This is a genomic window from Scytonema sp. PCC 10023, assembly GCF_963920835.1.
GTDB lineage: Bacteria > Cyanobacteriota > Cyanobacteriia > Cyanobacteriales > Nostocaceae > Kalymmatonema.
The window spans coordinates 62,354-87,216 of sequence record NZ_CAWUDP010000001.1 but is presented as its reverse complement, the minus strand read 5'-3'; the positions used below and the strand labels follow the sequence as shown (position 1 = coordinate 87,216).

Annotated in this window: 26 protein-coding genes and 1 pseudogene; 16 read left to right on the top strand and 11 right to left on the bottom strand. The window is 42.0% G+C overall.

Translation table 11 applies throughout. The annotated features are described in order from the left end of the window. Positions 1-44: 44 nt before the first annotated feature. Both ACM0OZ_RS00415 and ACM0OZ_RS00410 read right to left on the bottom strand, forming a co-directional pair. Positions 45-1,853 carry an ABC transporter ATP-binding protein gene (locus ACM0OZ_RS00415; RefSeq protein ID WP_414580768.1) on the bottom strand — a complete coding sequence of 603 codons (1,809 nt, stop codon included), beginning with the start codon at positions 1,851-1,853 and terminating at the stop codon, positions 45-47. Between the two features lie 87 nt (positions 1,854-1,940). Continuing rightward, positions 1,941-2,732, bottom strand: a complete 792-nt coding sequence (locus tag ACM0OZ_RS00410; RefSeq protein ID WP_414581043.1) for a DUF6816 family protein — start codon at positions 2,730-2,732, stop codon at positions 1,941-1,943. A 541-nt stretch (positions 2,733-3,273) separates the two neighbouring features. Here ACM0OZ_RS00410 and ACM0OZ_RS00405 point away from each other — a divergent pair. From ACM0OZ_RS00405 to ACM0OZ_RS00370, 8 genes and pseudogenes are all read left to right on the top strand, one after another. Then, positions 3,274-4,152: a DUF4388 domain-containing protein gene (locus ACM0OZ_RS00405; protein ID WP_414580767.1), complete on the top strand. Its 879-nt coding sequence runs from the start codon at positions 3,274-3,276 to the stop codon at positions 4,150-4,152. A gap of 376 nt (positions 4,153-4,528) precedes the next feature. Further along, positions 4,529-5,113 (top strand): roadblock/LC7 domain-containing protein, encoded by a 585-nt coding sequence (locus ACM0OZ_RS00400; RefSeq protein WP_414580766.1) that lies wholly within the window; start codon positions 4,529-4,531, stop codon positions 5,111-5,113. 86 nt (positions 5,114-5,199) lie between these two features. After that, positions 5,200-5,754 carry a protoglobin domain-containing protein gene (locus ACM0OZ_RS00395; protein ID WP_414580765.1) on the top strand — a complete coding sequence of 185 codons (555 nt, stop codon included), beginning with the start codon at positions 5,200-5,202 and terminating at the stop codon, positions 5,752-5,754. 453 nt (positions 5,755-6,207) lie between these two features. Continuing rightward, a complete protein-coding gene (locus tag ACM0OZ_RS00390; protein WP_414580764.1) occupies positions 6,208-6,300 on the top strand; it encodes a ribbon-helix-helix protein, CopG family in 93 nt (30 codons plus the stop codon). Between the two features lie 285 nt (positions 6,301-6,585). Beyond that, the gene (locus ACM0OZ_RS00385) at positions 6,586-6,723 is read left to right on the top strand and encodes a hypothetical protein (RefSeq protein WP_414580763.1); all 138 of its coding nucleotides are present in this window, start codon (positions 6,586-6,588) and stop codon (positions 6,721-6,723) included. Then, positions 6,724-7,272 carry a GTP-binding protein gene (locus tag ACM0OZ_RS00380; RefSeq protein ID WP_414580762.1) on the top strand — a complete coding sequence of 183 codons (549 nt, stop codon included), beginning with the start codon at positions 6,724-6,726 and terminating at the stop codon, positions 7,270-7,272. Between the two features lie 156 nt (positions 7,273-7,428). Continuing rightward, positions 7,429-7,800 (top strand): annotated as a pseudogene (locus ACM0OZ_RS00375) (roadblock/LC7 domain-containing protein); the annotation flags it as partial. A gap of 101 nt (positions 7,801-7,901) precedes the next feature. Continuing rightward, positions 7,902-8,360 carry a hydrocarbon-binding protein gene (locus tag ACM0OZ_RS00370; RefSeq protein ID WP_414580761.1) on the top strand — a complete coding sequence of 153 codons (459 nt, stop codon included), beginning with the start codon at positions 7,902-7,904 and terminating at the stop codon, positions 8,358-8,360. A 148-nt stretch (positions 8,361-8,508) separates the two neighbouring features. Here ACM0OZ_RS00370 and ACM0OZ_RS00365 read toward each other — a convergent pair whose 3' ends face one another. From ACM0OZ_RS00365 to ffh, 6 genes are all read right to left on the bottom strand, one after another. Next, positions 8,509-8,913 carry a ChuX/HutX family heme-like substrate-binding protein gene (locus ACM0OZ_RS00365; RefSeq protein ID WP_041037093.1) on the bottom strand — a complete coding sequence of 135 codons (405 nt, stop codon included), beginning with the start codon at positions 8,911-8,913 and terminating at the stop codon, positions 8,509-8,511. 287 nt (positions 8,914-9,200) lie between these two features. After that, the gene (locus tag ACM0OZ_RS00360) at positions 9,201-10,154 is read right to left on the bottom strand and encodes a PhoH family protein (protein WP_414581041.1); all 954 of its coding nucleotides are present in this window, start codon (positions 10,152-10,154) and stop codon (positions 9,201-9,203) included. Between the two features lie 254 nt (positions 10,155-10,408). Beyond that, entirely contained in the window at positions 10,409-10,585 is a 177-nt protein-coding gene (gene rpsU / locus ACM0OZ_RS00355; protein WP_414580760.1) for a 30S ribosomal protein S21, read from the bottom strand. A 745-nt stretch (positions 10,586-11,330) separates the two neighbouring features. Further along, positions 11,331-11,759 (bottom strand): KH domain-containing protein, encoded by a 429-nt coding sequence (locus tag ACM0OZ_RS00350; RefSeq protein ID WP_414580759.1) that lies wholly within the window; start codon positions 11,757-11,759, stop codon positions 11,331-11,333. Next, positions 11,722-11,982 (bottom strand): 30S ribosomal protein S16, encoded by a 261-nt coding sequence (gene rpsP / locus ACM0OZ_RS00345; protein WP_041037084.1) that lies wholly within the window; start codon positions 11,980-11,982, stop codon positions 11,722-11,724. The genes ACM0OZ_RS00350 and rpsP overlap by 38 nt, the downstream gene beginning before the upstream one ends. A gap of 253 nt (positions 11,983-12,235) precedes the next feature. Beyond that, positions 12,236-13,690, bottom strand: a complete 1,455-nt coding sequence (gene ffh / locus ACM0OZ_RS00340; RefSeq protein WP_414580758.1) for a signal recognition particle protein — start codon at positions 13,688-13,690, stop codon at positions 12,236-12,238. A gap of 955 nt (positions 13,691-14,645) precedes the next feature. Between ffh and ACM0OZ_RS00335 the strand changes: the two genes are divergently transcribed. Both ACM0OZ_RS00335 and ACM0OZ_RS00330 read left to right on the top strand, forming a co-directional pair. Continuing rightward, the gene (locus ACM0OZ_RS00335; protein WP_414580757.1) at positions 14,646-15,758 is read left to right on the top strand and encodes a pentapeptide repeat-containing protein; all 1,113 of its coding nucleotides are present in this window, start codon (positions 14,646-14,648) and stop codon (positions 15,756-15,758) included. Between the two features lie 435 nt (positions 15,759-16,193). Next, positions 16,194-16,322 carry a hypothetical protein gene (locus ACM0OZ_RS00330; protein WP_414580756.1) on the top strand — a complete coding sequence of 43 codons (129 nt, stop codon included), beginning with the start codon at positions 16,194-16,196 and terminating at the stop codon, positions 16,320-16,322. Here the strand turns inward: ACM0OZ_RS00330 and ACM0OZ_RS00325 are convergent. Both ACM0OZ_RS00325 and ACM0OZ_RS00320 read right to left on the bottom strand, forming a co-directional pair. Next, the gene (locus tag ACM0OZ_RS00325) at positions 16,309-16,515 is read right to left on the bottom strand and encodes a hypothetical protein (RefSeq protein ID WP_414580755.1); all 207 of its coding nucleotides are present in this window, start codon (positions 16,513-16,515) and stop codon (positions 16,309-16,311) included. The genes ACM0OZ_RS00330 and ACM0OZ_RS00325 overlap by 14 nt on opposite strands. Before the next feature lie 122 nt (positions 16,516-16,637). After that, positions 16,638-18,017, bottom strand: coding sequence for an aminopeptidase P family protein (locus ACM0OZ_RS00320; protein WP_414580754.1), 1,380 nt, complete (start codon positions 18,015-18,017; stop codon positions 16,638-16,640). An 864-nt stretch (positions 18,018-18,881) separates the two neighbouring features. On the opposite strand from ACM0OZ_RS00320, the gene ACM0OZ_RS00315 reads away from it, so the two are divergent. From ACM0OZ_RS00315 to mutT, 4 genes are all read left to right on the top strand, one after another. Beyond that, entirely contained in the window at positions 18,882-19,052 is a 171-nt protein-coding gene (locus tag ACM0OZ_RS00315) for a hypothetical protein (RefSeq protein ID WP_414580753.1), read from the top strand. A 62-nt stretch (positions 19,053-19,114) separates the two neighbouring features. Then, positions 19,115-19,879 carry a PIG-L deacetylase family protein gene (locus ACM0OZ_RS00310; RefSeq protein WP_414580752.1) on the top strand — a complete coding sequence of 255 codons (765 nt, stop codon included), beginning with the start codon at positions 19,115-19,117 and terminating at the stop codon, positions 19,877-19,879. Between the two features lie 164 nt (positions 19,880-20,043). Beyond that, the gene (locus ACM0OZ_RS00305) at positions 20,044-20,316 is read left to right on the top strand and encodes a hypothetical protein (protein WP_414580751.1); all 273 of its coding nucleotides are present in this window, start codon (positions 20,044-20,046) and stop codon (positions 20,314-20,316) included. A 265-nt stretch (positions 20,317-20,581) separates the two neighbouring features. Then, positions 20,582-21,010 (top strand): 8-oxo-dGTP diphosphatase MutT, encoded by a 429-nt coding sequence (gene mutT, locus ACM0OZ_RS00300; protein ID WP_414580750.1) that lies wholly within the window; start codon positions 20,582-20,584, stop codon positions 21,008-21,010. 108 nt (positions 21,011-21,118) lie between these two features. On the opposite strand, the gene ACM0OZ_RS00295 is transcribed toward mutT, so the two are convergent. Next, a complete protein-coding gene (locus tag ACM0OZ_RS00295; protein WP_414580749.1) occupies positions 21,119-22,303 on the bottom strand; it encodes a histidine kinase in 1,185 nt (394 codons plus the stop codon). Positions 22,304-23,272: 969 nt separating this feature from the next. Between ACM0OZ_RS00295 and ACM0OZ_RS00290 the strand changes: the two genes are divergently transcribed. Further along, on the top strand, positions 23,273-23,464 hold the full coding sequence (locus tag ACM0OZ_RS00290; RefSeq protein WP_414580748.1) for a hypothetical protein: 192 nt from the start codon (positions 23,273-23,275) through the stop codon (positions 23,462-23,464). Positions 23,465-23,926: 462 nt separating this feature from the next. Continuing rightward, entirely contained in the window at positions 23,927-24,814 is an 888-nt protein-coding gene (locus tag ACM0OZ_RS00285; RefSeq protein WP_414580747.1) for an LPS biosynthesis glycosyltransferase, read from the top strand. Positions 24,815-24,863: the final 49 nt, after the last annotated feature.

The following is a 24,863-nucleotide window of genomic DNA, read 5'->3' as shown; positions in this document are numbered from 1 at the left end:
AGCTAAACTATCGCGTACCCTACCTACACCCTGTACCTCATACCCTAGCCGATGAGTTCACCTGTTTCTTGCAAGGAGTGCAAGCGGCGGTAAATTCCCTCGTGCCGCAGAAGTTCATCGTGGCTACCTACTTCCACAATCTTGCCTTGATCCAGAACCACAATTTTATCTGCTTCGCGTACTGTACTCAGACGGTGGGCAATGATAATTGTGGTGCGGGTTCCCAAAATTGAACGCATTGCTAGCTGAATCAATCTCTCAGACTCGTAATCTAAGCTAGATGTCGCTTCGTCAAAAATCAGGACATCTGGATTCACTAATAACGCCCTAGCAATTCCCAATCGCTGTCGTTGTCCTCCAGATAACCTGACACCCCTCTCACCGACAACAGTGTAGTAACCTTCGGGTAACTGGCGAATCACTTCGTCTAATCTGGCAATTCTACAGGCTTCCTCCACTTGCTGAAAACTCGCTTGTCGATCGCCGTATGTCAGGTTATCCAACAAAGTCCCGTTGAAGACGTCTACTTCTTGGTGAACGATCGCCAACCGCCGCCGATAATTGCCAACATCTAACGTCCGAATATCTTGCCCATCAATCAATATCTTCCCTTGATTCGGCTCAAAATACCGAAACAGCAATTTCACTAAAGTAGACTTCCCTGAACCTGATCGCCCAACCAGTGCCACTGTTTGATATGGTTCAATTAACAGATTGATGTCAGAAAGAACCGGGCGCTCGCTGTCATACCCAAAACTGAGATGAGAAAACTCAACTTTCCCAGTGAAATTATAAGCCTCGGTACTCTCTTCCAGGCTGGCTGCATCTACCCCAATGGGCTGCTGCATTAAGTCGTGATACCCCAACATTGAAGCATAGCGACGGGCAAATATTTCTGCTAGGTTGCTAATTGGTTCCAACTCCGCATAAGCCATGCTGGAAACAGTTAAAGTGGTTACGAAATGTCCCAGAGAAATTTGTCCTTTTACGGTAGCCATCAGCGTCAAACCTAGCACCATAAAAACACAAAACTGAATGACAGCTGTTCTTAAAGTACCTAGCTTGATGTAACCAAGATGGATGCGGAAAACAACGACTTTAAACTCGCGGTTAAGCCGTTGTTTTTGCCGTTTCAGTTCTTGTGCTTCTGTGGCAAAAGCTTTGACTGTTTTGATGTTGGTGATAATTTCTGAATTGCGGCTTTGGGTATTTTCCATGTATTTATCTAGCCGTCGTTCTTGTTCCACCAACTGCTTCAAATCTTTAAGAGTGAAGCTGAGGATAACCACGAACGAAAGTAGAAATAGTAAAGCTATGCGCCACTCAATCAACAAGATAACTACAAAAATTCCCAGTACTCTAAACAGCTTTGGAATCAATTGTCCCGCGACTTCTGGATAAGTCCAGGTGTGGTTTTCTATACCTTTGGAAATTTTTCCGGCAATGCGTCCTGGGTTATTTTCGTCGTAAAATTCTAGCGGTAGGGTGAGGATTTTTGCTACCGTTTTTTTGAAGTGATCTTGCCGGGTACGTAAAGCAATGTACCAATGATACCACCATGCTGACCACATTTGAATCGGCGCTCTCACAACGGTGACTAAGAAGATTAAACCCATTAGCACTGCAAGAGATAGGAACCGATTTTGTGGGAGTTGGGTGATGTTGGCAACTGCGGCGATCGCATTCTGCATGAGGCGATCCACCGGTTGTCCAGAAAGTACGTTTAAAATCTGTCCGGTAGCATAAGGTACAATTAAATCAACAATTTCAAAGATGCTTGCTGCGGCAATACTGAAAATAATGATCGCTCGATAGCGATCGTAGTATGTGAGAATATCTCTAAATTTTGCCATGATGCACTCTGGTCAAGAGCGTTAGCTTGGAATTCTATACTACATTTATACTACAAACTATTCAACATCTCAACGAGTAAATCATTCTTAAGGAGTAGTTGGAACCTCGTCGATGGGAAGAAATTCCAGGCGATAGCGATAGAGTGCGACTGGTCGAGAGCCAGCCTTAAAGTAATCTGGATCTTGAGGCGACAGATAAACAGCAGTGACTTGATCCGCCTCAATAGCTTGATTGGATGTCAAAAGTTTGCGGTAGGCGGTGGTGGATTCTACAGTGTTGAAATAAGGACGCCCACCACCTTTAAACAGTTGTTGAAACACTTCTGTGGTGATAAACTTGCCATCTGATGTATTTTCTGTAGCGCGTGCTGCGACAATGGAAACAAGCTGACGCTCACCCCGTAAAAACGTAATTTGACGATTGGGAGAATCTGGATCTACTTTGACGGATAACACAGTGTTGCCTAAATATGCTTTTGCCAAATTCAAGCCATTAAAAGCTCTATCCGCTACTACTGCTGATTTGCGACTTGTTTGGGGAAGGATTTTTAATCCAGGTTCAGGCGTTGTTTTTCGCACAAATCGCACTGGAAAACTTATAGGCTCTTTGAGATACTGACGATTACCCTCAAATCCAGGTGTCACGATGTCGGGAGCTAAGGGTGCAACTAAATCGCATAGCGTACTTTTCACTTGCCAAGAACCCATTATCCAGTCAGGATAAACTAAATCTCCGACAGCAGGTCGCACGGAAGTTAATTTTTCCCATTGGGGAAAATGTAGCAAATGCTCAGATAACTCTCCAGCTAACGCCTCCCTATTTAACAGAAGGAATAAACAAACCAAGCAAAAAGTCCAAATCACCTTCATAGCAAGCATCATGACGGTATTTTGCAAATTATGAATTTTTATTTGAGTAATAACTCATTCAATCAAAACTTGTATTGCTATTTTTTCATGAAATTTCACATGGACATCTATAAACTCAATACTTAACCCAATCTCTTTGTTAAACAGAAGCTAGGACAAAAGACCTGACTTTTCACGATATCTGGAAAACCTCTCTCCTTGTAGGAGAGAGGCTTTCAATTTTCCCCCTTCCCTACAAGGGAAGGGGGCTAGGGGGTTAGGTTTCACGTTGGTTTTTCCACATGACGTGAAAAGTCAGGACAAAAGACAAGTATATTTTATAAAAAAAATCAGCTTTTATTTAAGTACTATCACTTAAGTAAAGAAATAGGAGTTTTTTTATTGGTAGAATTACTCGTTCTCTTAATTGAAAATTGTATTTATGCTTCTAGTGAACGAATAGTCGATGAAGTCGCTTTTGACTAAAGCACAATATCAAACTTGCTAAAAAAAATATTTATCAGGGTGCAAGTTCGGATGAATTAATTCTTTTATAGTTCTTGCATTAATAATGAGCCTATCTAGTTCTTTTACGGATTTTTCCTTGGCTGAATTGTTTCAACTGATTGACCAAGGGCGAAAATCTGGTTGTTTAACAGTTTGTACTTTACCAGATCTTCATGCTCCAGGTTCTAAATCTCATTACTACTACATTTGGTTTCGCCAAGGGCGTGTTGTTGCTGCTGCTAATCGCTTAAACGGTGAAGGTTTAAGCTACAAAATAATACAAAGGGGCTGGGCAAACCAACAACTGATTGAACAACTTTGTCCTGAAACATCGCTAGCAACACCGCTTGGGTTACTCCTGAAAACTCATGGAATATTAAGTGCTGAGCAGCTAAACCTATTATTTGCCAGCCAATTACAACAGGTTCGAGAGCTTTTTGCAATCCAAAAGGGAGTCTTTAAACTGGATAGCAAAGCAGCCGTACCTTTAAAAGAGATGACAGGATTAAGCCTGAGAACGATAGAAGTGGCTCTGATGGCTGTAAGAGCTTTAAAAGACTGGAAAGTGCTAGCCGATGTCCTCCCGGATGCTAGTTCTGGTATTAGGAGTATTACTCATAACAAACCTCAGATTCACTTGCATCCATTGGAGTGGCAAGTGTGGGAATTTGCTAATGGTAGTGTTTCTTTAAGTGCGATCGCCTCTCAACTCAACCAACCAATAGCGATAGTCCAGCAAGCTGCTTTTCGGCTGATGCTTGTAGGTTTGGTAGAAGAAATTCCCTTAGCGGAGTCTACACTAAACCTGAATGATTATCCGATGGATTTTAACTCACTTAATTCCTCTGTCTCCCAATTCCAAAAATCTAAACAACTAGAACCACATAAGATAAGTACCTCGTTTTTGCAAAATTTGGTTGGTTTTCTCAAGAGCAAAGCTTAATCGAGAATCCTAGCCCCTAACAAAGGTGCGTTTATCAAAGAGTTTACGGGAAGCTACTATAAGCCGCAGGTACAGCGTAACTTCTTTGCAACAGACATCACGCGTCTACATCTGTGGTTTCATGCGTTCCCAGTTGAGAAGGCTTTTAGGTGGGATGAGGGTTTTTGTCCTGTTGAGAACAAACTAAGAATGTAAAAAGTAGGTGGGCAAGAAAGTTTTTTGACAAAAACTAATGTAATAATAAAAACTAACATATTGGATACGCTGTTTAGCCGCTATGCCTTTTGGCAAAGTCCTGAACCTACTTTCAGTAGTATTTCAAAGAATATTCACTCAGTCTGAAAACGTATCAAATTTATCAATTCAAGAAGATTCTTTGTTACCCATATTAGTGGAAAATACTGAAGAACCAGAACACCAACCCTTATCCCTTGCTGCAAACGACGAGGCGAAAAATTCCCCCATTTTGCCTAGTGAAGAGGAGTTTGGGAATGTTGTATGTCAGTCTTTCGAGAATCGCTGGATATCGAATTTAGTGACAACTACAGAAAATACTGGAGCACCTTTACCAAAAATTTTGGAGGAAAGAATCATGATCAAAGTTTCAATGCTACAAGATGAATTACAAGACTTTATCTCTGGTAGTGCTGAAGTTCAAGGGGCAATTCTTGCTAGCCCTGATGGTTTAGCGTTAGCTTCTGTACTCCCAATTGGAATGGATGAAGAGCGTACTGCTGCTATGTCTGCATCGATGCTTTCGTTGGGCGAACGCATTGGACGCGAGTTAGCTCGCGGCAGTGTTGACCGTATTGTTGTAGAAGGTGAGAAAGGCTACGGCGTATTGGTGGGTTGTGGTGTTGAGGCAGTTTTATTAGTTTTAGCAAGTTCTGCTGTCAAGCAAGGCATCTTGTTTCTTGAAATCAAACGGGCTGTTGCAAAAATTACACCCCTTTTGGCTTGATTGCGAATAAACAAGAGCCTGTACAGCAATGTTTAGGTTCCTAATTAAGGTTGCTTATTTTTATTGATACAAGGAGAACTTAGATAATGGCTTTAGAACCATATGCATTTATGTCCGCGCTGGAAAAGCGTTCTAGCTTTACAGATGAAGACAAAGTTGTGCTGAAATCTCATGCAAACTGGGGGTTAGAAATTGCTCCACAAATGGCTGACCACTTTTATGCTTACCTGGAACGTGATGAGGAGATGAATGCGATTTTGCACACTGGAGAATCTCGCATTCATCGCCTCCGCCAAACTTTTACTGAATGGTTTCACGAAATGTTTACAGGTATAGATGAGTGGGGTCCAGCTTACGCCGATCGCCGTTGGAAAATTGGTTTAGTTCACGTCCGCATTGGGATTGGACCTCAGCACGTTGTTCCAGCAATGGCGACGGTGATCCACGAAGTCGGTAAACGCCTGCAAACAGAAGGGAAAACTGAAGCTCTCAAAGATTCGCTCAGCCGTATTTGTATGATTGACTTGGCTTTTATTGAGCAAGCTTATGTGGAAGTTTCTTCAGCTGCTGTTCTTCAAGAAACTGGCTGGACAGAAGGCTTGTTTAGACGGTTAATTACCACTGGCGCACGTTCTATGTGATATGAGATACTGAAAATCCAGGATTAAAAACACTATTTCAGGGTGCGGAATCTACAAATGCATTGAACTCTCCACGCTTTGAAAAACGTGGATTCCGAACTGTTGTTGCACTTTCCTTAGAAATCGGACTACGCAACGTTGTTCTGCCCCAAAGAGGCTTTGACTGGTTCAAACAGTCCTACCCGCCTCGCTCCCGTTCGCGTAGCGTCTCCGTCAGGAGAAGGAATGTGCGGCTACTTTAGGATCTTCCAACCTTGAAGATTTTACGCGGTTGTTGGCAACGCAATGGTTCTTCTCAACACAACCCTATATCTTCAGTTGTGAGGGTAGGCATGGCATCACGTTTGTTTTTTGGAGTTTTTCATCCTTGTGTTACCATGACATCAATATAACATATTAATGATGTTATGAGTAGGTTTAGTGCAAGATTTTCGCTCATAAGAGTATGAAGAATTGGTAAAACTAAGTAAACGAAAAGAGAGGTCAATGAATGAGTTAATCAGAGAAGCCGTAAGGCAATACATTGAAAAAGAAACGCATAGCTAAAGCCCTATGAGTCAGATTTCATCCGACGCATTGTCCCCTAGAAAATGGTCAGCCTTTGTAATGTTTATCTGTCTTCGTAGTCGCGTACTCGTAGTAATAAGGCTGACCATTTTCTTCGTGTTAGACCCTCGCCCCCCCTTAAAAACACAGATGTAGTTTGACGCACGGAGGAAAACTACATCTTCAGGGGTTCTCATCCTCCCAATTTGTTTTGATAGTTAGGAACATTGCATCGGTACACACAAAAGTGATGACTGTCGAATTTCCTGAAGAGGACAAAAGTTGATGTATTTAACACAATCATCCGCACTCGATCGCTCAAAGTTACTCATTAAAGTTATATCCCCTAGTCTTGAGATTAGCTTTGTCATTTCCCCAGAAGCATTTTGTAACTATGGTTCTCGTGCCATTGGGGAGGTATAAATGGAAATCCTACGCATAGTGGTGACAGGAGGCGTAGGTGCAGGAAAGACAACCTTGATTCGCACAATCAGTGAAATAGATGTCGTGGATACCGATAGGAAAGCGACAGATGAAGTCGGACAACTGAAGGAGAAAACCACAGTCGCTTTGGACTTTGGGCGACTCAATATTGCAGCAAATCAATCGCTGCACTTGTATGGTACACCTGGACAGTTACGGTTTGACTTTATGTGGGACATCCTCATTGCCAAGGCACATGCCTACATCCTGCTCGTAGATGCACATCGCCCGGATCATTTACGTTTTGGACGGCGTATTCTCAACTTTGTTAACCAACGGATGCAGATACCATATGTGATTGGGCTGACTCACACCGATTGCCCGGATGCATGGGAAGCAGAAGATGTGGCGATCGCTTTGGGATTGGTGGATGAAAAGGCGCGATCGCCGATCATTTCTGTCAATGCTACCTGTAAAACTTCGGTGACACAAGCGTTGATTGCTCTCATCCAAGAAATTGCCGAATTTCATCAAAACTCCACTGAATAAATGTCGCCCAAAGCTTATACGTTGCTTTCAAAGACAGCGATTGAAAAAGACAAGGTGTAAAAAAATTCGTTCATTCAAAATTCAAAAAAATAATTTTGAATTGTCAAAGTTCCATACCCTATATCGCAAATTTTGTTAACAATTCCCCAGGAAAGAGTCATGATTAACATTTCAATGTTGCAAGATGAACTGCAAAACTTTGTCTCTGGTAGTGCTGAAGTTCAAGGGGCAATTCTTGCTAGCCCTGATGGTTTGACGTTAGCTTCCGTGCTCCCAATTGGAATGGATGAAGAGCGTACTGCTGCTATGTCTGCATCTATGCTTTCCTTGGGCGAACGGATTGGACGCGAGTTAGCTCGCGGCAATGTTGATCGTATTGTCGTAGAAGGTGAGAAAGGCTATGGCGTATTAGTAAGTTGTGGTGCTGAAGCAGTTTTATTGGTTTTAGCAAATTCTGCTGTCAAGCAAGGCATTTTGTTTCTTGAAGTTAAACGCGCTGTTGGCAGAATTATACCGCTGTTGGCTTAAAGGTTAACTCGTTTTGGAGTTGAGATTTTACATCCAAAATCCGCGCATTCAAAATCTAAATTCGCTACACCAAAAGACCTTTATTTACTGGAGCATAATGTATGTTACGTCCAATACTTGGAGATTTCAGCAGTATTATCTGTTTTAAGTCAGCAGTTGTCGGGATAGAAGATGCATTGGGTGAAAAGGCAGCTGCGATCGCCTTGATTGCTGCTGGACGAAATCGTGGTAGACATCTCGCACAAGAATTAGGTTTGACACAGACATCTTTGTCCTTCGAGGATATTGCCTACAAACTTGAGTTGGCTTTGGGTAAAAATGGGACTCGCTTATGTATTATTCACAGCATTGTATCAGAAGGCGATGTTATTAAAGTTTACACTTCAGAAACTTTTTGTTCTGCAGGCGAACCCCAAGGTTCCGAGCGTAAATGTAGTTATACGCTCGGTGCTGTTTGGGGTGTTCTAGAGCAAGTTACTGGTAAGCGCTTGCAAGGTAAACACACCGAATCTGTGCTTCGCGGAGGTGATTACGATGTATTTGAGTTTACCAAATTGTGAAAACCAAGAAGACGCGGAGAATTTTCTTGTCAAGTTGCATCTCTAGGAATTATCAGTAAACAGTAAACAATCAACGCTCTACAGTTATCAGGGCTTTCTTTACAAGAATTTGCAGAAAATCTGAAAATCCACTTGTTGGAACCTAATATCAAATTTCTGCTGGTGCTGGTTCCCAAACTTCCCCATATTTCTCCTGTAGAGTATGCCATGCCTCTACCTGTCCAGGTTCATATTCTCCTGGTTTACCCCATTGTAGAAATAAGCTCAAAGCTGGTTCGTGTTTGTCATCTAAAAACCGAATAGCATAGGTGGTAAAGTTGCCTCGCTTCGCTTCACCTGTTTCAAATTTCACCTGGGTAATTTTATCCATATTCAAGTGAAACTCAAAACTTTCGGTATGCATATTCGCGTACTTCCCCTTGGGGAGTTCTGCATAAAACAGCTTTTCCAGCTTACCGCGTGGTTCTAAAACAGCGGCGCTGCTAGTGACAATGAAACGCAATGTTCCCAGGGTTTCACAAGCTTCCAAAAATTCTTTAAGTGTTTTAGTCATGAGTTATTAGTGATCAGTGACAGCAGAATTTAGGAGTCAGAAGTCAGAAGTTAGAAGTCAAATTTGCTCTGTGTCTGACTTTTAGATAACAACGTTGTACTTCATTTACTTGCAATGTGCTGTATTAGTCATTAGATTTCCTGCAAAAATTGGGTATTTGGAACCGCAGATGCATACAGACTGACGCGGATAAATTATCTGTGTCCATCTGTGTCCATCTGTGGTTTCCATTCAAAAAAATTGGACTTTTGCAATAGATCTATTAGTCATTGTTTCATGAGTAATGACTATTTTTCGTACTTTTCATAAGCAGCGACTATGCGCTGAACGAGAGGATGCCGTACAACATCTTTTTGGGAAAATTCGCAAAAAGCTATGCCTTCAACGTATTTTAAAATTTGTACAGCCACTGTTAATCCAGATTGTTGGTTGAGTGGTAAGTCGGTTTGCGTCATATCACCCGTAATCACCATACGAGAACGGAAACCCAAACGAGTCAAAACCATTTTCATTTGAGCTGGTGTGGTGTTTTGAGCTTCATCGACGATGACGAAAGCATTGTTTAGTGTACGTCCCCGCATATACGCTAAAGGAGCCACTTCTATAACGCCTCTTTCGATCAATGATGGGACTTTTTCTGGGTCAATGAATTCGTTGATCGCGTCGTAGAGTGGACGTAAATAAGGATTAACTTTCTGCTGCAAGTCTCCAGGTAAAAAACCAAGTCTTTCACCAGCTTCCACAGCAGGACGAGTTAAAATCAGCCGTTCAAATTGGTTGGCAAGCAGTGCTTGTACAGCGACGACAACTGCTAAGAAAGTCTTACCAGTACCAGCTGGACCGGTGCAAAAAGTCAAATCACGCTTGCCTAGCGCTTCGATATACTGTCGCTGGCGGAAGGTTTTGGCGCGGATTTCCTCACCTTTGCGCGTTCTAGCGATCACATCTCGCTGTAAATCTTGCAGTTCCTCTTCACGATCGCTGTCTAAGGCTTGACGCGCTGTCAATATATCCGTGTTACCAATACTATTGCCTTTACTCCAAAGGTCTTCAAGCGATCGCACTAATCGATTCGCTAGATCAATTTGCTTTTCTGTGCCAGAAATATACAGTTCTTGCCCGCGCAATACTAGAGTTGCTCCTGTTTGCCGTGCCAGAGTTTTGAGATTTTCTTCCCCCTCTCCTGCCAGTGCGATCGCACTTGGAATATCCGGCAGTTCAATTGTTAAGCTACCTGCCATCATAAATTCTAAATTCTAAATCCAAAATTATAAAAATACGCAATAGACTTTACTTGAACTAGACAATTCAAATAATTTTGTTGTTTTATTTCTTGAGAACATTTGCGTCTAAATTAAGACTTGTTGATGAAAAGTAGAGAAGACCAGAATCACTTCTCTACTTTGTCTTGGTTGGATTTCCAACAAATTCAAAGCTTAACTTTAACAGCTAGTTGGCATTGATTAATCGCCACAATCAAAGACATTGCTTTGATTTAATAGCGACCCCCTTTGCGTGCTGTTTCCGCTTTGTGCTTACGACGCAAGCTGGGTTTTTCGTATCTTTCCCGGCGCTTGACCTCTGATAAAATTCCAGCTTTCTGAATTTTCTTTTTAAAACGCCTTAATGCCGAGTCAATTGACTCATTCTCACCCAAACGCACTTCAGCCACTCCCTGTTTTCACCTCCTTACAGAGATTCTTTGATGAATTTGAGAGAAGAATTGATTTAGCATCGCGTGTTGACAATGCTATTGCTATGTAGTGCCCGATTGCGGATGAGCGCAGTATTCCATTTATAAGTTAGGGTATTGCGCTACAACCAGCAATTGCACTAACCAAGCCATGCCAGGGTACCAAATTTGCTCGTTTTTCACCCCTTCAGGTACTACAAGGTTGAAGTATCAACCATGAAAGCAAGGGCTAGTAACTGAAACTTGATTTCTATACACATCTATACAAAGAAAGGTAATTTTGTATAGATGTGTGTCAATGGCATATTCTGCCAACCCCTTGCGGGTAACGTTTGCCTCGTCAATGTTCAAATGGCTTGTTAGGAAGACAGCACTATAGCTATAAACCTGTTCGCTAATTCCTTAACTATCTTCGACAGTGAGAAGTTGTCAGGAGGGTTTCCCTCCGTAACAAACTTCGGTGGCTACAAGCTGGCGTTCACTTGTAGGTGTCATGACCAATCGAACGTAGCCATTTAAGGCTTAGACTGCACGCCCCGACACTGTGTACAGTTTTGTCTAGAATTGACTAGTTCTGTATAGGTTTTTCGGAGCGGTAAAGGCTGAAGCATAAAGGTTGAAATACACCGTATTTTACTTCATACCTATACTACCCTACCCTACGGGAAATCTCCTTTTGGGGGTCTACCTTGGATACTTCAGTTGGCAACAATCTAATTGAAACCTATCGGGAGCGTGATCTAGCAATAGGTTTGTGTCCGTTTCCACGTTTTTCTCTGGGTTTTGGCGGCGGTAATCGCTCTTCTGTGTCGTCATCAAAAGACAAGCCCTCCCGAGTAGCAGTGCTGCCATAGATGTCCAAATACACTGATTGTCCAGCTGCTGTAGCTGCTGCGGCAACCACAGTGCGAATCGCCTGAATATTGCGTCCACCCCGACCAAACACTTTTCCTTTATCTGAGCTATCAAAGGCAATGCGAATCCAAGCGCGTTTGCCGGTGCCAGACATTTCACAATCGATACTCAAAGACTCCGGAGAATCTAAAAACGGTTGTATCAGAAACCGTACTAGTTCAACGTAGTCTGGGCTGGTTGTGGCGGATATTTTTCCGACCTTATGATGAGGCTTTTGCACTAACCTGTTCAAGGACATTAGCTTTTTGTAGGATGCGACGCACTGTGTCAGTCGGTTGAGCGCCCTGTTCTAGTCGCTTGACGATACCGGGAACGTCCAGTCGTACTTCATCAGTTCTAGGGTTATAAAAACCCAGTTCTTCTAGGGGACGACCATCGCGGCGAGCGAGGCTGTTGATAGCGATGATGCGGTAACTCGCTTCCCGCTTTTTACCGTATCGCTTCAGGCGCAGTTTAATCATGGTTAAGAAATCATTCTCCTGTTTGGTGAAATCGGTTTGCAAGTAAGTTTATGGGGAAGTCATATTATAGAAGCTTCCCGAAGACAGTTTAAAGGGCAACGTTACTCCTCTAAAAACAGTCTATCTATTTGTCTAGGCTCCTCCCATTAAGTAGGCGGGTGAACCTAGTGATGCTAAAATGCTTATTTTAGCACTTGCACAGTGTCAGGTGTTAGTTGTTATTTTTTAGTTGCAACTAAGCACTCACTTATGACTAAAGCGTACCGAAGCCTTTCTTCTTTTTGTCTTTCTTCGGTTTCTTTTTCGAGGTAGCACCGCCAGTATAACCGCGCCAACCAGGGGCAGCTGGACGGTTAAGGGCAGCCCCTGGGTTACCCATACCACCGAACATTCCTGGCATACCAGGAAAGCTTCCTTGGCCCATTTGCTGCATGAGATTACGCATTTTTTGGAAGTCACTCACCAGCTTACTAACATCTGCTTCCTTATAGCCAGATCCATTAGCAATCCGCCGCCGCCGACTCGGAGAACTTGCTAACAAATCGGGGTTAGTGCGTTCTTGGCGGGTCATAGAATTAATCATCGCTTCACAGCGCTTAAGCTGAGTTTCGCCTTGCTTGAGTTGTTCATCTGACAGCTTGTTCATCCCTGGAATCAGTTTCATGATTCCTCCGAGCGAACCCATGTTCTTAAGCAGGCGCATTTGCTTAAGAAAGTCAGTAAAGTCGAACTTCGCTGACAAGATTTTCTCCTGCATTTTCTGGGCATCGGCAAGGTCAATTTCTTCCTGAGCCTTTTCTACCAAGGTCAGAACATCGCCCATCCCTAAAATCCGCGATGCCATGCGCTCAGGATAAAACGGTTGCAGAGCCTCAACTTTTTCACCCACACCAACAAACTTGATTGGTGCTCCTGAGATGTGCCGCACAGACAGTGCTGCTCCACCTCGGCTATCGCCATCCAACTTGGTGAGAATTGCACCAGTGATGCCAATTTGTTCGTGGAAAGTGCGGGTCAAATTGGCTGCTTCTTGACCAGTCATCGCGTCCACCACCAACAGCGTTTCATTGGGTTGGACAGTTTCTTTAATGCGGGCTAACTCCGCCATCATATCTTGGTCTATTTGCAAGCGACCCGCAGTATCAATAATGACTGTATCAATCCCTTCTGCTCTGCCGCGTTCCACACCCTGCCGCGCAATTTCAACCGGGTCAGCATCAGATCCTAGCTCAAATACTGGCACGTCAATTTGCTTACCTAGTGTCACCAGTTGGTCGATCGCTGCTGGACGATACACGTCTGTCGCCACCATTAAGCAGCTACGTTCTAATTTACGTAGATGCAAGGCTAACTTGGCAGTAGCAGTTGTTTTCCCAGTACCCTGCAACCCCGCCATCAGCACAACTGTAGGAGACTGCTCAACCTGTGCTAAAGGAACGTTTTCTTCCCCCATCACCTTTACCAGCTCATCGTAGACAATTTTGATGAACTGTTGGTCAGGTCGTACGCCAGCGATGACCTCTGATCCCTGTGCTTTGGCTTCAACTTCGGTGACAAAATCTTTAACTACCTGGAGATTGACATCCGCTTCTAACAAGGCGCGACGCACTTCCCGCAAAGCTTCTTGAATATTGGATTGGGAAATTTTGTCCTGACCTCGGAGTTTCTTCCAGGTAGATTCTAAACGGTCAGCTAGTGCTTCAAACATAATGAGTTAAGTGACAGGTAGTTAGCAGCAGAGTTTTAACGCGCTATATACAGCTTAGTGTTTTTTAACTTCCACTGTAGCAAAGGGATACTGTGTAGAAAGTCTAGAGGAGAAAAGAGCAAGGAAAAGAAAAATTTTATACTTCGCTTGGCCCGATAGAAACCTACCCTAAGTGCGTCTACAAACTTTTTCATTATAGAAATCTGAATATATTTAAGTTTTTCGTTTTAGTCAAATGCACTTGTTATTTTATGTAAATATCTAGACTTTATTTCGCTTTTTTATAATTGTTATAATAGTGAAAAAAGAATGATACTTTAATGTAAGTAGTGAAAGATAAAGTTGCAGTTGAACCATTAGAGGTTTTAGAATATTTAGGTTCCCTTGTAGTCAGAAGCTCATCTACAGCGCTCAAAAGAAGGGTTCAATAACATATTGTTGGCGTTACCAATTGAACGCCCTCTACAAATCAGGATCATAAATAAGGTGCATCACACGCGTCACAGATTGTAGTTAGGCTCCTGAAGAAATTCTGATCACAAATGATGCTGTCAGTAAACTTTGACAGACAAAAAATATAGAAAGAGTTACTACAATTAAACTAGTATATAGTTATACATATTTTTTATCAGGTATATTTACCAGCCAAATCAGGACGCGTTCAGCAGAAATGCTGTTCATTGGTCGCTTACTTCAGGGTAGCTCAAACCAACAAAACTCGTCCTGAATTATATTCTCACAATTTTAAACTTAATCGGGCAGCACATCGCGTGATAAATGGATCTTATGACCATGATGTTTGCCTGCAAGAAAATGGCTTGTGTCTACCATAGTATGCCAGGTTTGAGCATATTGACATTTAAGGTTCTTCTATGGCTTTTGCTTGTAGGTTGAATAGCTAGTCAGTTTTAAGCAAATTTGAGTAATTCCAACAAAGGCAAGAAAGGTATTGAGCATGACTTTAACTAACCGTAAAAAATTTAGTGTCTATCGAGAAGCGAAGACTAGAGTGATTTCGTTAGTCAAGCCAATGGCTTGGGTTGGTTCAGGTTTTACCGTCATGCTGCTGCTGACAAAAGGTAAACCACCAGGGTTTGTAGTTGGTTTGTACTTATGTTTATGTACTTTATTTTTTGCTTGGAGCGAACAGCAGCGCGTCGAGAAGGAGTCTGAAAAAATATTGACAATTTCTCAAGCTCTTAACAACACAGACTTGAGTGACGCAGAAAAAGAAGTTGATTGTCAATCTGATTTGCTTGAGCAAATTATTAATCTGAAATCTCACAATCAAGACATTAACAGTTTGAACCTCATCCTTGCTAACCTTAGCAATGCTCAATTAGCAGATATTGATTTCAACTCTGTCTACCTTAGCGGTAGCAACCTCAGTAGTGCCAACCTCAGTGGAGCCAGCATATCGAATGGTAACCTCAGTGGTACTCGATTAGTAGATACCAACCTCAGCAATGCCAACCTGAAGAATGCAAACCTAAGCAGTGCTGATTTGATAAATGCCAACCTCAGCAATGCTGACTTAAAAGATGCAAATCTCAGTAATGCCAACCTCAGCAATGCTGACTTAAAAGATGCAAATCTCAGTAATGCCAACCTCAGCAATGCTGACTTGAGGAGTGCAAACCTCAGCAGTGCAAACCTCAGTAGTGCCTATTTATGGCGTGGCAATCTTAGTAATGCCACGCTTTTGGGTGCTAATCTTAGCAGTGCCTATATGAATAGCACCAAACTCAGGAATGCGAACCTTAGTAGTGCCTTTCTCAAAGAAACCAATCTCAGCGATGCCAAGCTTAAGGAGGCAAACCTCAGCGGTAGTAACCTTTGTGGGGCTAACCTCTGTGGTGCCAATTTGAAGAACGCCAACCTCAGCGATGCCAATTTAGAGAATGCTAACCTGGAAGGTGCTAATTTGGAAGGCGCTGATCTCAGCAGAGCCAATCTCAATGGTGCGAACTTGAGTAGTGTAAAAATTAACCAGGCAACACAGTTGGAGAAAAAATGGCTTGTAGTCTGGGAAACTTTGAATCAACCAAAGTTAGGAACTTCTAGTTAGGTGATAAGAGTGTAGATAGAAAATTTAGAAGCAACTGGTACAATCCGTCGCAATTTCTACAGTTTCTGGAAAAGCGCTAACGCCTTCGCTCGTAGACTAAAGTCAGGGCAAGGTTATTTCATTCTTCCTCAATTTGCCAGGAACTCAAGTTCCACAGCTTATAGCTTAAGTCGGTTTTAACTCAGATCTTGCACTATTCTCAACAAGAGCCAGAGGCTCTAATATCTCGTTACCAGGTTCAACCTGGTAACGAGGGTTTGGAGCCTCTGACGACTCACTGTTGCAACTCTTGCAAGATATCAGTTTTAACCGACAAAATTCTGATTTTCAGTCAGTTAAAACTGACTTCGGCTAAAACCCAGTGAAATTTATTTCCGGGTGGTTGTGCATAGAATGAAATAGCCATAAATACTTTCTATTTGTCAATTTATTGATATGACTAGTAAAACTCTAATTCAACCTCAAGAAATAATTCACTTATCAGGTATTAGCTGGCAAACTTATGAAACTTTGCTCACTGAACTTAGTGCTAGTCGTCGCTTAAGGCTAGCTAGGGAAGATTAGCTTTATTGTTCTTCTTGACTATCTTATATCCAGTGATTGCACTTTGACCTTGAGGAAAGTGCGTCCATTGCCACTCAACTTCTTCATCATTGATCACTTCAACACTAAGGACAGAACCAGGTGCAAATGAGTTATTTACTTCAGGCACATAGACAACTCGTTTCTCAATAGTTTTTCTGTCTTCCTGATTCATAAGATTTCAACCTTTATACGCAGCATAGGATATTGCTGCCAACACTTAAGCAAATGCTTAATTTCATTATAGTTAAGCATTCGCTTAAATGTCAACCAAGTAGCCACAGACCATTGTCCTTTTTAACCACGTACTAAATTCTCGACAGCACTGGCTTGTGTCGGCAATGCCGCAGTTAAAACTTCACTCCCTTCTTCTGTCACTAAAACATCATCTTCAATGCGAATTCCTCGCACGTCGGCAAATTGAGATAAGCGCTCCCAGTTAACAATATTTTGATATTTGGAACGTCGATTGGCATCATTTAAAATTGCTGGAACTTGATAAAATCCCGGCTCAATTGTGACTAACATTCCCGGACGTAAGGGACGATTTAAACGCAAGTAGCCTAAACCAAAACGGTTACTCCTTGTGCGTTCCTCTTCATAACCTGCTAAATCTCCCAAATCTTCCATATCATGGACATCTAAACCCAGCAAATGACCGATACCGTGGGGAAAAAAGAGCGTGTGGGCGTCCATTTCCACTAAATCTTGCGTGTTTCCTTGCAAAATGCCTAAATCCACCAAGCCTTCTGCAATCACAGTACAGGCGAGTAAATGTAAATCTTGATACTCCACATCAGGGCGTATTTTGGCGATGCAAGCATCATGAGCCGCTAGTACAATATCATAAATATCTCTTTGGGTAGATGAAAATTTACCCGTAACTGACCAAGTACGAGTAACATCAGCAGCCCAACCCATCTCGGTTTCAGCACCAACATCAGCAAGCACCAAGTCGCCTGGTTGCAGTGCGTGATGATATTGCTCGTTGTGCAGAACTTCGCCGTGAACTGTGACTATACTGGTGTAGGACGTGGTCATATTATTGCCAATAATGACTCGTTCCATCGCCGCACGGACTTCTGCTTCAATTTTGGCGCTAGCTGTCGCCGCCATGCCAGCTTTGTGAGCTTCTACGGTGAGGGCGGCAGCTTTTCGGAGTTCGGCTAATGCCCCGTCGTCGTGGATGAGGCGTAACGAGATAATTGCCTTGGCTAACTCGAAGTCGATTCCTTGCGGTGGGCTTTTTGGCAAAACCCATCTATTCAAGAGTTGCGACTGCTGTGTCCAAGTAGCAGCATCTTGTGCGGCAATTGTTGCTGCATCTTCTGTCCACAACTCTAATTCTGCCATTGGTTTAGCAGCGTCTGCTCCAATCATCTGAGCAATTTCCTCACGATGAGGCGTTTCTCCATGCCAAAGAGCGCTTTCTGGTTGGGGATCATCCATGAAGAGTTCTAGCTTACCTGCTGCAAGCCGAATTGCTGCATTGGGCAGTGGAAGCCCTGCAAAGTAGAGGAAATGACTGCTTGCACGGAACGGAAAGACATTTGCTGGAAAGTTACGCGGGCTGCTAGTTCCTGACCAAAGAATTGCCGGAAAATCAATGAGGTTGGCTAGTCTTTGTCGGCGATCGCGTAAAGTCTCGATGAGAGAGCTAGAGGTTTTTTGGATCATAACTGGGAAGTTAAAGCAAATATTAAAACTTGAAATTCGCGCCGGAAGTACGAAAGCTAAAACTTTGTGGAAAATATTTTACTCAGTGCAGTTGTGTGATATGTTACGCAATGAATAATGGTATGACTTAGCACTTACCGTTTTGTATTGTTGGCTGCAATTTATCCAAAATTTATCCAAATAGGAACAAGCGAAAATTGATGAGATTGTTCTCTTGGTAAATGGTTGTCAAAACATTTTCTATGGCGTCCTATCAAAGATTTACCTGAGCATAGCCTTGCAATCGCTCATGCCTTCTATTTTACTTTTCAATGCTCGATGTATTTATACCACCTCAATTTCTGCTTAGTAAGCAAACAGACGACACCTCCATTCAAAAGTCAATACCTAATTAGATAGAAAAAAGGAAAGAGCGCTATGCGAAGATATGTAAACCAAAGCGCCACTTAGAACAATCCTTACAAAAAAAATACAAAAGTATATTTTTTCAGAATGATGGCATCAATAAATTTAAATAATAAGTCAAGATAGTTTATTTATTTCCTCCTACGTATTTTGTCAAATTCCTCTAAGCAGGTTGTTAACCGAATGACAGAACAGCCGCTGAATCAGGGCTACTACTTTGCTCAGATGCGCATTAGTAGTTACGCTTAATCAAAAGTTTATAAAATTTTCTATTATCTTTACAAAAACTTAACTCTATGTTTGCTTATATGTTAACTTTTAAATTTCTGTTTCTGGTAAAGTTAACACAACAGTAAAACTGGGGTAAAAAGGCATTTTTGCTCTTACTTCATTCTTCTGTTTTAGAACCAGATTACACTCTAAAATAGCTAAATTTTAGTAAAATGCTATGAAGCAAGTGTGGATGTACATGACGATTTTGGGGTGCTTTTAAAAGAATCTTCGGTTGAAGAAATTAAGAATTCGATCCGGATGATTGCCAGTCTTTCTCCTTTAGAACTAAAAATCATGGCGAGAAAAGCCTGGGAATTTGTGAGAGCTAATCATACCAGAGAGAAATTTACAGAATAATATCGAAATGTTGTAGAGAAAATTCTCAGCAATCAGGGCAAAAAAGACACGCATGGAAGAACATGGGAAACAGACAAATTTTTAGTAAGTTAAAAGCGATTTTCGGAGGTAAGCTTCGTTCTATCAATGCAGGCATCCTGTCTCGCTGGATTTTGTATTTTAAAAGTCAGCCACTAACAGTGAGTAAAAAATCAGCAATGGTGTTTGCTCCCCATCAAGATGATGAAACTCTAGGTTGTGGTGGTACTATTGCTCTGAAACGGTCACTAGGAGTGCCTGTAGAGGTAATTTTTCTGACGGATGGACGGTATGGCAGACCCGACTGGATTACACCAGAAACAATCACAGATATTCGCCAGCAAGAAGCTACGAAGGCTCTAAATATTTTGGGAATTGCAAGTTCAGAAACTCACTTTCTCAATCAAATAGATGGTTCTTTGCAAAATCTGGCTGATGATCAACGCCAATACATAGTTAATGAGTTAGTTAAACGGCTACAGTCCTTTATGCCAGAAGAGATTTACGTTCCTCATAGAAAAGATGTTCATGGGGATCACGAAGCAACTTACCAGTTGGTTCAGGAGGCGATCGCCGCATCGGGAATCCAAGTCGAACTATTACAATATCCAATTTGGATGCTTTGGCAAAATCCACTGTCTTTTGATCTAAACTTTAAGGATATAGGTGATGCTTACCGATTAGCGATTGATTCTGTTAAAGACAGAAAAAAACAAGCTATTGAAACCTACTCCTCTCAAATGCCTGGATTACCCAGTGGCTTTCTACAACGTTTCTTTTTGCCTTATGAGATTTTTTTCAAAAGTTAAATTCTCATAAGGCGAAAATTGATTTCTTAACTAGGGTCACTTATTAGTAGTAGAGGGAGTCATTATACTGTTGATATGCTAACACTGAGCTAGAGTTCATAATCAGCAGTATTTTGATAACTCCTTCTCCTTATGATCTACCACTCTAAAATGACAAATCACTTATGGATGTCCTTGCTTCCACAAAAACTTTTTTAAGGAATTTACTTCCTCTTCCCTTAGTTAAAAAAGTTCAAAGTTTTCTTTTTATAATCGCAACACATAGGCTTCGGGGGTTTGATATACATCTAAATTATCCTGAGCGCCGTATCTTAGAAGATATCATTATTCCTTATTTTGTGAAACATAAGGAATTCCATAAAATTTTATTTATTGGTTGTGATTGGTATACAAAACCTTATAAAAATACTTTAAAAATAAAGATTATTGGACAATAGAAATTGAGCAGGAGAAAAGGAAATATGGTGCTAAAAACCATATCAGTGATTCTATTGAGAAATTAAGTAATTATATAAAACATGATTACTTTGATGTCATATTCTTCACTGGAGTCTTCGGACATGGACTCAATAGTAGAGAGGCAACAGAAGTAGAAATGAGTAGCGCTTTCGTCGCAAACAAGAACATCAAGCAAACTAATGAGTGCAAGAAGTCTATTAGTCCTATTGTCCGCTTGTCTCCACATTACTCTAAAAACAAACCATGGATGAAAGCACTACTCTCCTACCTCATAAAGTTATTGGCGTTGCTGTGATTTGGAACGACAAGGGGAAAATTCTCATTGATCGCCGTCGTTCTGGTGGTACGATGGGGGGTTTGTGGGAATTTCCTGGAGGTAAAGTCGAGCCAAGCGAAACTGTCGAGGAGTGTATTAGACGGGAAATTTATGAAGAACTGGGAATAGAGATAGAAGTAGGAAAGCATCTGATCACAATTGACCACACCTATACCCACTTGCGCGTTACCCTGACAGTGCATAATTGCCGTTACCTCTGTGGTGTTCCTCAACCAATTGAATGTGAAGAAATTCGTTGGGTCAGTTTGGATGACCTAGATCAGTATGCTTTTCCGGAAGCAAATACTCAAATTATCGCTGCTTTGAGGCTTTCAGGAAGCCAGGAAAAGTATTGACTCAAACAAAGCCAAGAATTAGGGTTTGAAACGGATAATGTGAGCCACTTGACTGATAGCATTCCCACGCTCCGCCAGGGAACGAGACAACTCACATCCAAAAACTAGCTAAGTTGGATACACTGGTAACGTAAAGTGGAACCATGCTCCGCCATCGGGTGCTGTATCTACCCATATTTGACCGTAGTGCGCCTGGATAATGCGCTGGCATAAACACAGACCAATGCCGTAACCTTCTTTACCTTGATCACGTTCCAGGCGATAGTGATTTTCAAAGATGCGATCGCGGTTTTCTTCAGGAATACCAGGACCAGTATCGCCAATACTAAACTGAACCTTTTGGCTAGTGCGGTGAAGTCCACAAACGCTGATGTCGCCACCTTCAGGCGTGTATTTGATAGCATTGTCTAACAGGTTGATCAGCACTTGGCGTATGCGTTCTGGATCGGCGTAAACATTGGGTAAGTCTTTGGGGATATCTTTTTTTATTTTGTGGGATTTGGCGATGTAGCGATCGCGCAATTCCTCCAGAACCTCAAGGCAAAGTTTGCCTATATCCACCTTTTGCGGTTGAATGGGAAATTCCCTTTCATTACCACGATCTACCTGCAAAAGGTCAGTAATCATACGGTCTATTGTCTTGGCTTGGTTACGGGCGTGCTTAAATAAATGCAACGTCATCTTTGGTGTTAGACGCTCGAATTCACCTTTTTGAGGATTGTAGTTAGATTGCAGGGTATCTATAGCTATAGAAGCCGCAGTCAGGGGATTGCGGAGGTCATGGGCTAGTATGGCAATCACCCGGTCTTTAAACTGGATCTGCTCCTGGAGTTTCTCTTTTTCCTGTTTTAGGCGAAAAATTTCATCTGAAAGTCGTATTAGTTCGGCTGAAACAGCAACTGAACGAATAGACGACTTTGGTTCTCTGAGACGACCATTTTCATCATTTTCGTGTAAACCACTTTGTAATTCTAAGTAGGCGTCTACAGCTGCTTGCCACCTGGGCCACCAAGTTTTCAATTCACCAGTTATATTACTACCAGCTAGGATTTGCCTTGGTTCAGGGTGAATTTTGATTAAGGCTGGCGTTGCTACCAGTTTAAAATGTTCCGCCAAATATGGTTGTTGACCGACATCAATGATTTGAAGATCAAAGTTGTAGTCAGCTTGTAACTCTTTTAAGTAAGAGCGAATTCGCTGTACTTGCGGTTTGGACTTTGGTCGTCCATCGACAAAAAGTAACAGCTGTAGTGGAGCATCAGAATAAATAGGCTGATCCTGGGAAACTTGCATGTAATCGTGTTTCAGCACTGGTAACAAACCGAGGACGCTTTACGGAAAGTAAAAAATTGACTGGCGGTTGTCGATGGAATAGTCGTTGTTTTTTTTCAATTTAATATCTATTTTAGATTTTTCGGACTCCTAACCCACATAGGTTTTTCAAATGAGATACTTAGTTTTTAGCGATTTCCTTGCTTTTTGTTGAGGAATTAGCTGACCTCAAAGACATGCGCGCATCGAATCTAAGCCGCAATCTTCGCTCTCATCAACTGTTTCGTCAAGGTTTGTCCAAGATCAGATCAATTTGATTGCTTGCATAGACTGCGGGCAATCTTTTACGCTGCTCCCAACCAGATGCCAACCTCAAGAAGGGCAATTGACTGTCCCAACTAACGCTCTAGAAGGTTTTCAAAGAACTTTACTCCTATCCTGCCAAAAGATTACCTATTAAAAAAACCGCCAAGATGCCTTAGACGCGAACGCGAGTGCGTACGCTTTGCGCTTAGGGCTTTAGACGCGGGAAGACGCAAAGCGGCGTGCCGCACGCTAGAGCGCCAAGAAAAAATAGGTCATTATGCACTCCTGATGGGAGTAGTACCAAAACCCTAAAGCTTTGTGTAACTCATCACCATCCTCTGCAAATGATTTTCTTTTGGCAGATCAGTTGAGCGCATCACAAACTCAAATTTACTGCTCTTTGTATGCTTTTAGCCAGGAGTTGCTGCCATCTTACCCCAGAGGTAGACAACAGTCTGTCTACCTCTGGGCTATCTTTTGCGCGATGAGTGAACGTTAGTCAGATTCCCACTTGTCCGTAGCGAGTAACAATCAGACTCTGTGCTTTTGATTGCGCTTGTTGTGCGTCCCGATTTTGGAAAACCAGCGACACCTTAAAGCAACACAACAGCCAAATTTACCGCCCAAATTACCATCCATCATCGGTAGAACTGGAAAAAAACCCTGGCTAATAATCAACGATCGATGCAACCTGCCATTGTACCGCTCAACATAGGAATTTTCCGAGTGTTGCCTGCCTTCAGCTTATCTTCGTCCGCTGAATACTATCCAAAATCGGCTGCACTGGAAAGGACAGCGATCGCTATCATGAATGCGCCCTTGAGTGAGGCAAAGGGGGGACTTACTCCCAGCTTAGCACTTCAAAATAGTTGGTGATAACTTCCTTTCTTTTGCTTAGCGCCGTAGATGACAGCGTAATAGTGGATTTAAAACAGTGAACACTGAACAGTTATCACTGGTAAGTGCTTGACTGTGACTAGCACACTCATAATGGACAAAAACTACTGGTAACGAATAACTGAATAACTGGTTGAAAGATTTAGCGTTAGAGGATGTTTGAGAAGTCATATTTGTTACGCCAAGTATTTTAGACCCCCCTAAATCCCCCTTAAAAAGGGGGACTTTGAAAGGCTTTTTGCCCCCCTTAAGAAGGGGGGTTGGGGGGATCTGCTTCAAATTTTGGTGTTATTAGCAACTTTCCAAACATCCTCTTAGAAAAGCTGAATCTTCGCTTAAAGTATTAATACTCAAAGCGTTTTATTTTTTGAACATAAAATTATAAATTGAGTTTAACTGAGTTGTTTCGCCTGCAAAAATTGTTCGGAAAATTTTAACAGCATGAAACTTAATCCTTTGAAAATCAAAGCACCAGAAGCAGTGTTGACTAACCAACAGCCAAGAAAAAATCTCCTAGGAGACTCTATTAGTAAAGTTTTTATGATTGCCAGTAAAGAATCAACTCAGCAGCTTGAAGAAGCATTGAGCAAAGAAGGTTTTTTGCATGAAGTCCTCAGGCAAGAAACCAAACCAGAATATCAAAAATTTTCCCGGAGTTATCTTTGCCTAATGAATCATCAACGAGCTTGGGAAAGAGCCGTCCAAGAGGATAAACTCACTCTGATTATTGAGGCGGATTTTGTCCCAGTACGAAATTTTGCTCAGCTTCCTCTACCCTTTAATCCGAATCAAAGTGATGTTGGAATTTGTTGGCTGTATACTTGTGCACCCCAGGTCTACAGCGTTTCATCTGATGGCTATGCCGAAGGGTTTTCTACTTCAGCAGTTGCTTACATTGTGACTCCACAGGCTGCCCGCTACTTGCTAGACTTGGCAGAGGAAGTGACAGAAAAACAGGGAGCCACGACCTACTCTACTTGGGACTCAACTATTGATTCGTTTCTACGCCAAAGAAAGTTGAAAAACTACATTCCTTGGCGGAACTATGGTGAACATGGAGGATTACCCAATCCAGAACATCAGCAAAACAATCTTAGTAGAACTCATCGTGCTGATGTCCTTTATGGTCAACTGGCATTTATGCCGTTATATGCTGGTAATGAAAAAGATGGAATCAAGTTTTTAACAGTCAGGCTTCAGGCTCGCCTCAAGGGAATTTCTCGTTTGGCAACTGGACGCTTTCTACGTCTAAAAGTTCTCCAAGGTTCTAATGTACGTGCAAGGTTACTTAGTTTTGCAGTTCTTAGACATTTTTCGTTGCAGCTTTAACCTGATTTCTAGGTTCTTCTCAAAGTATTTTGCTAGTGTAGGAATTGAC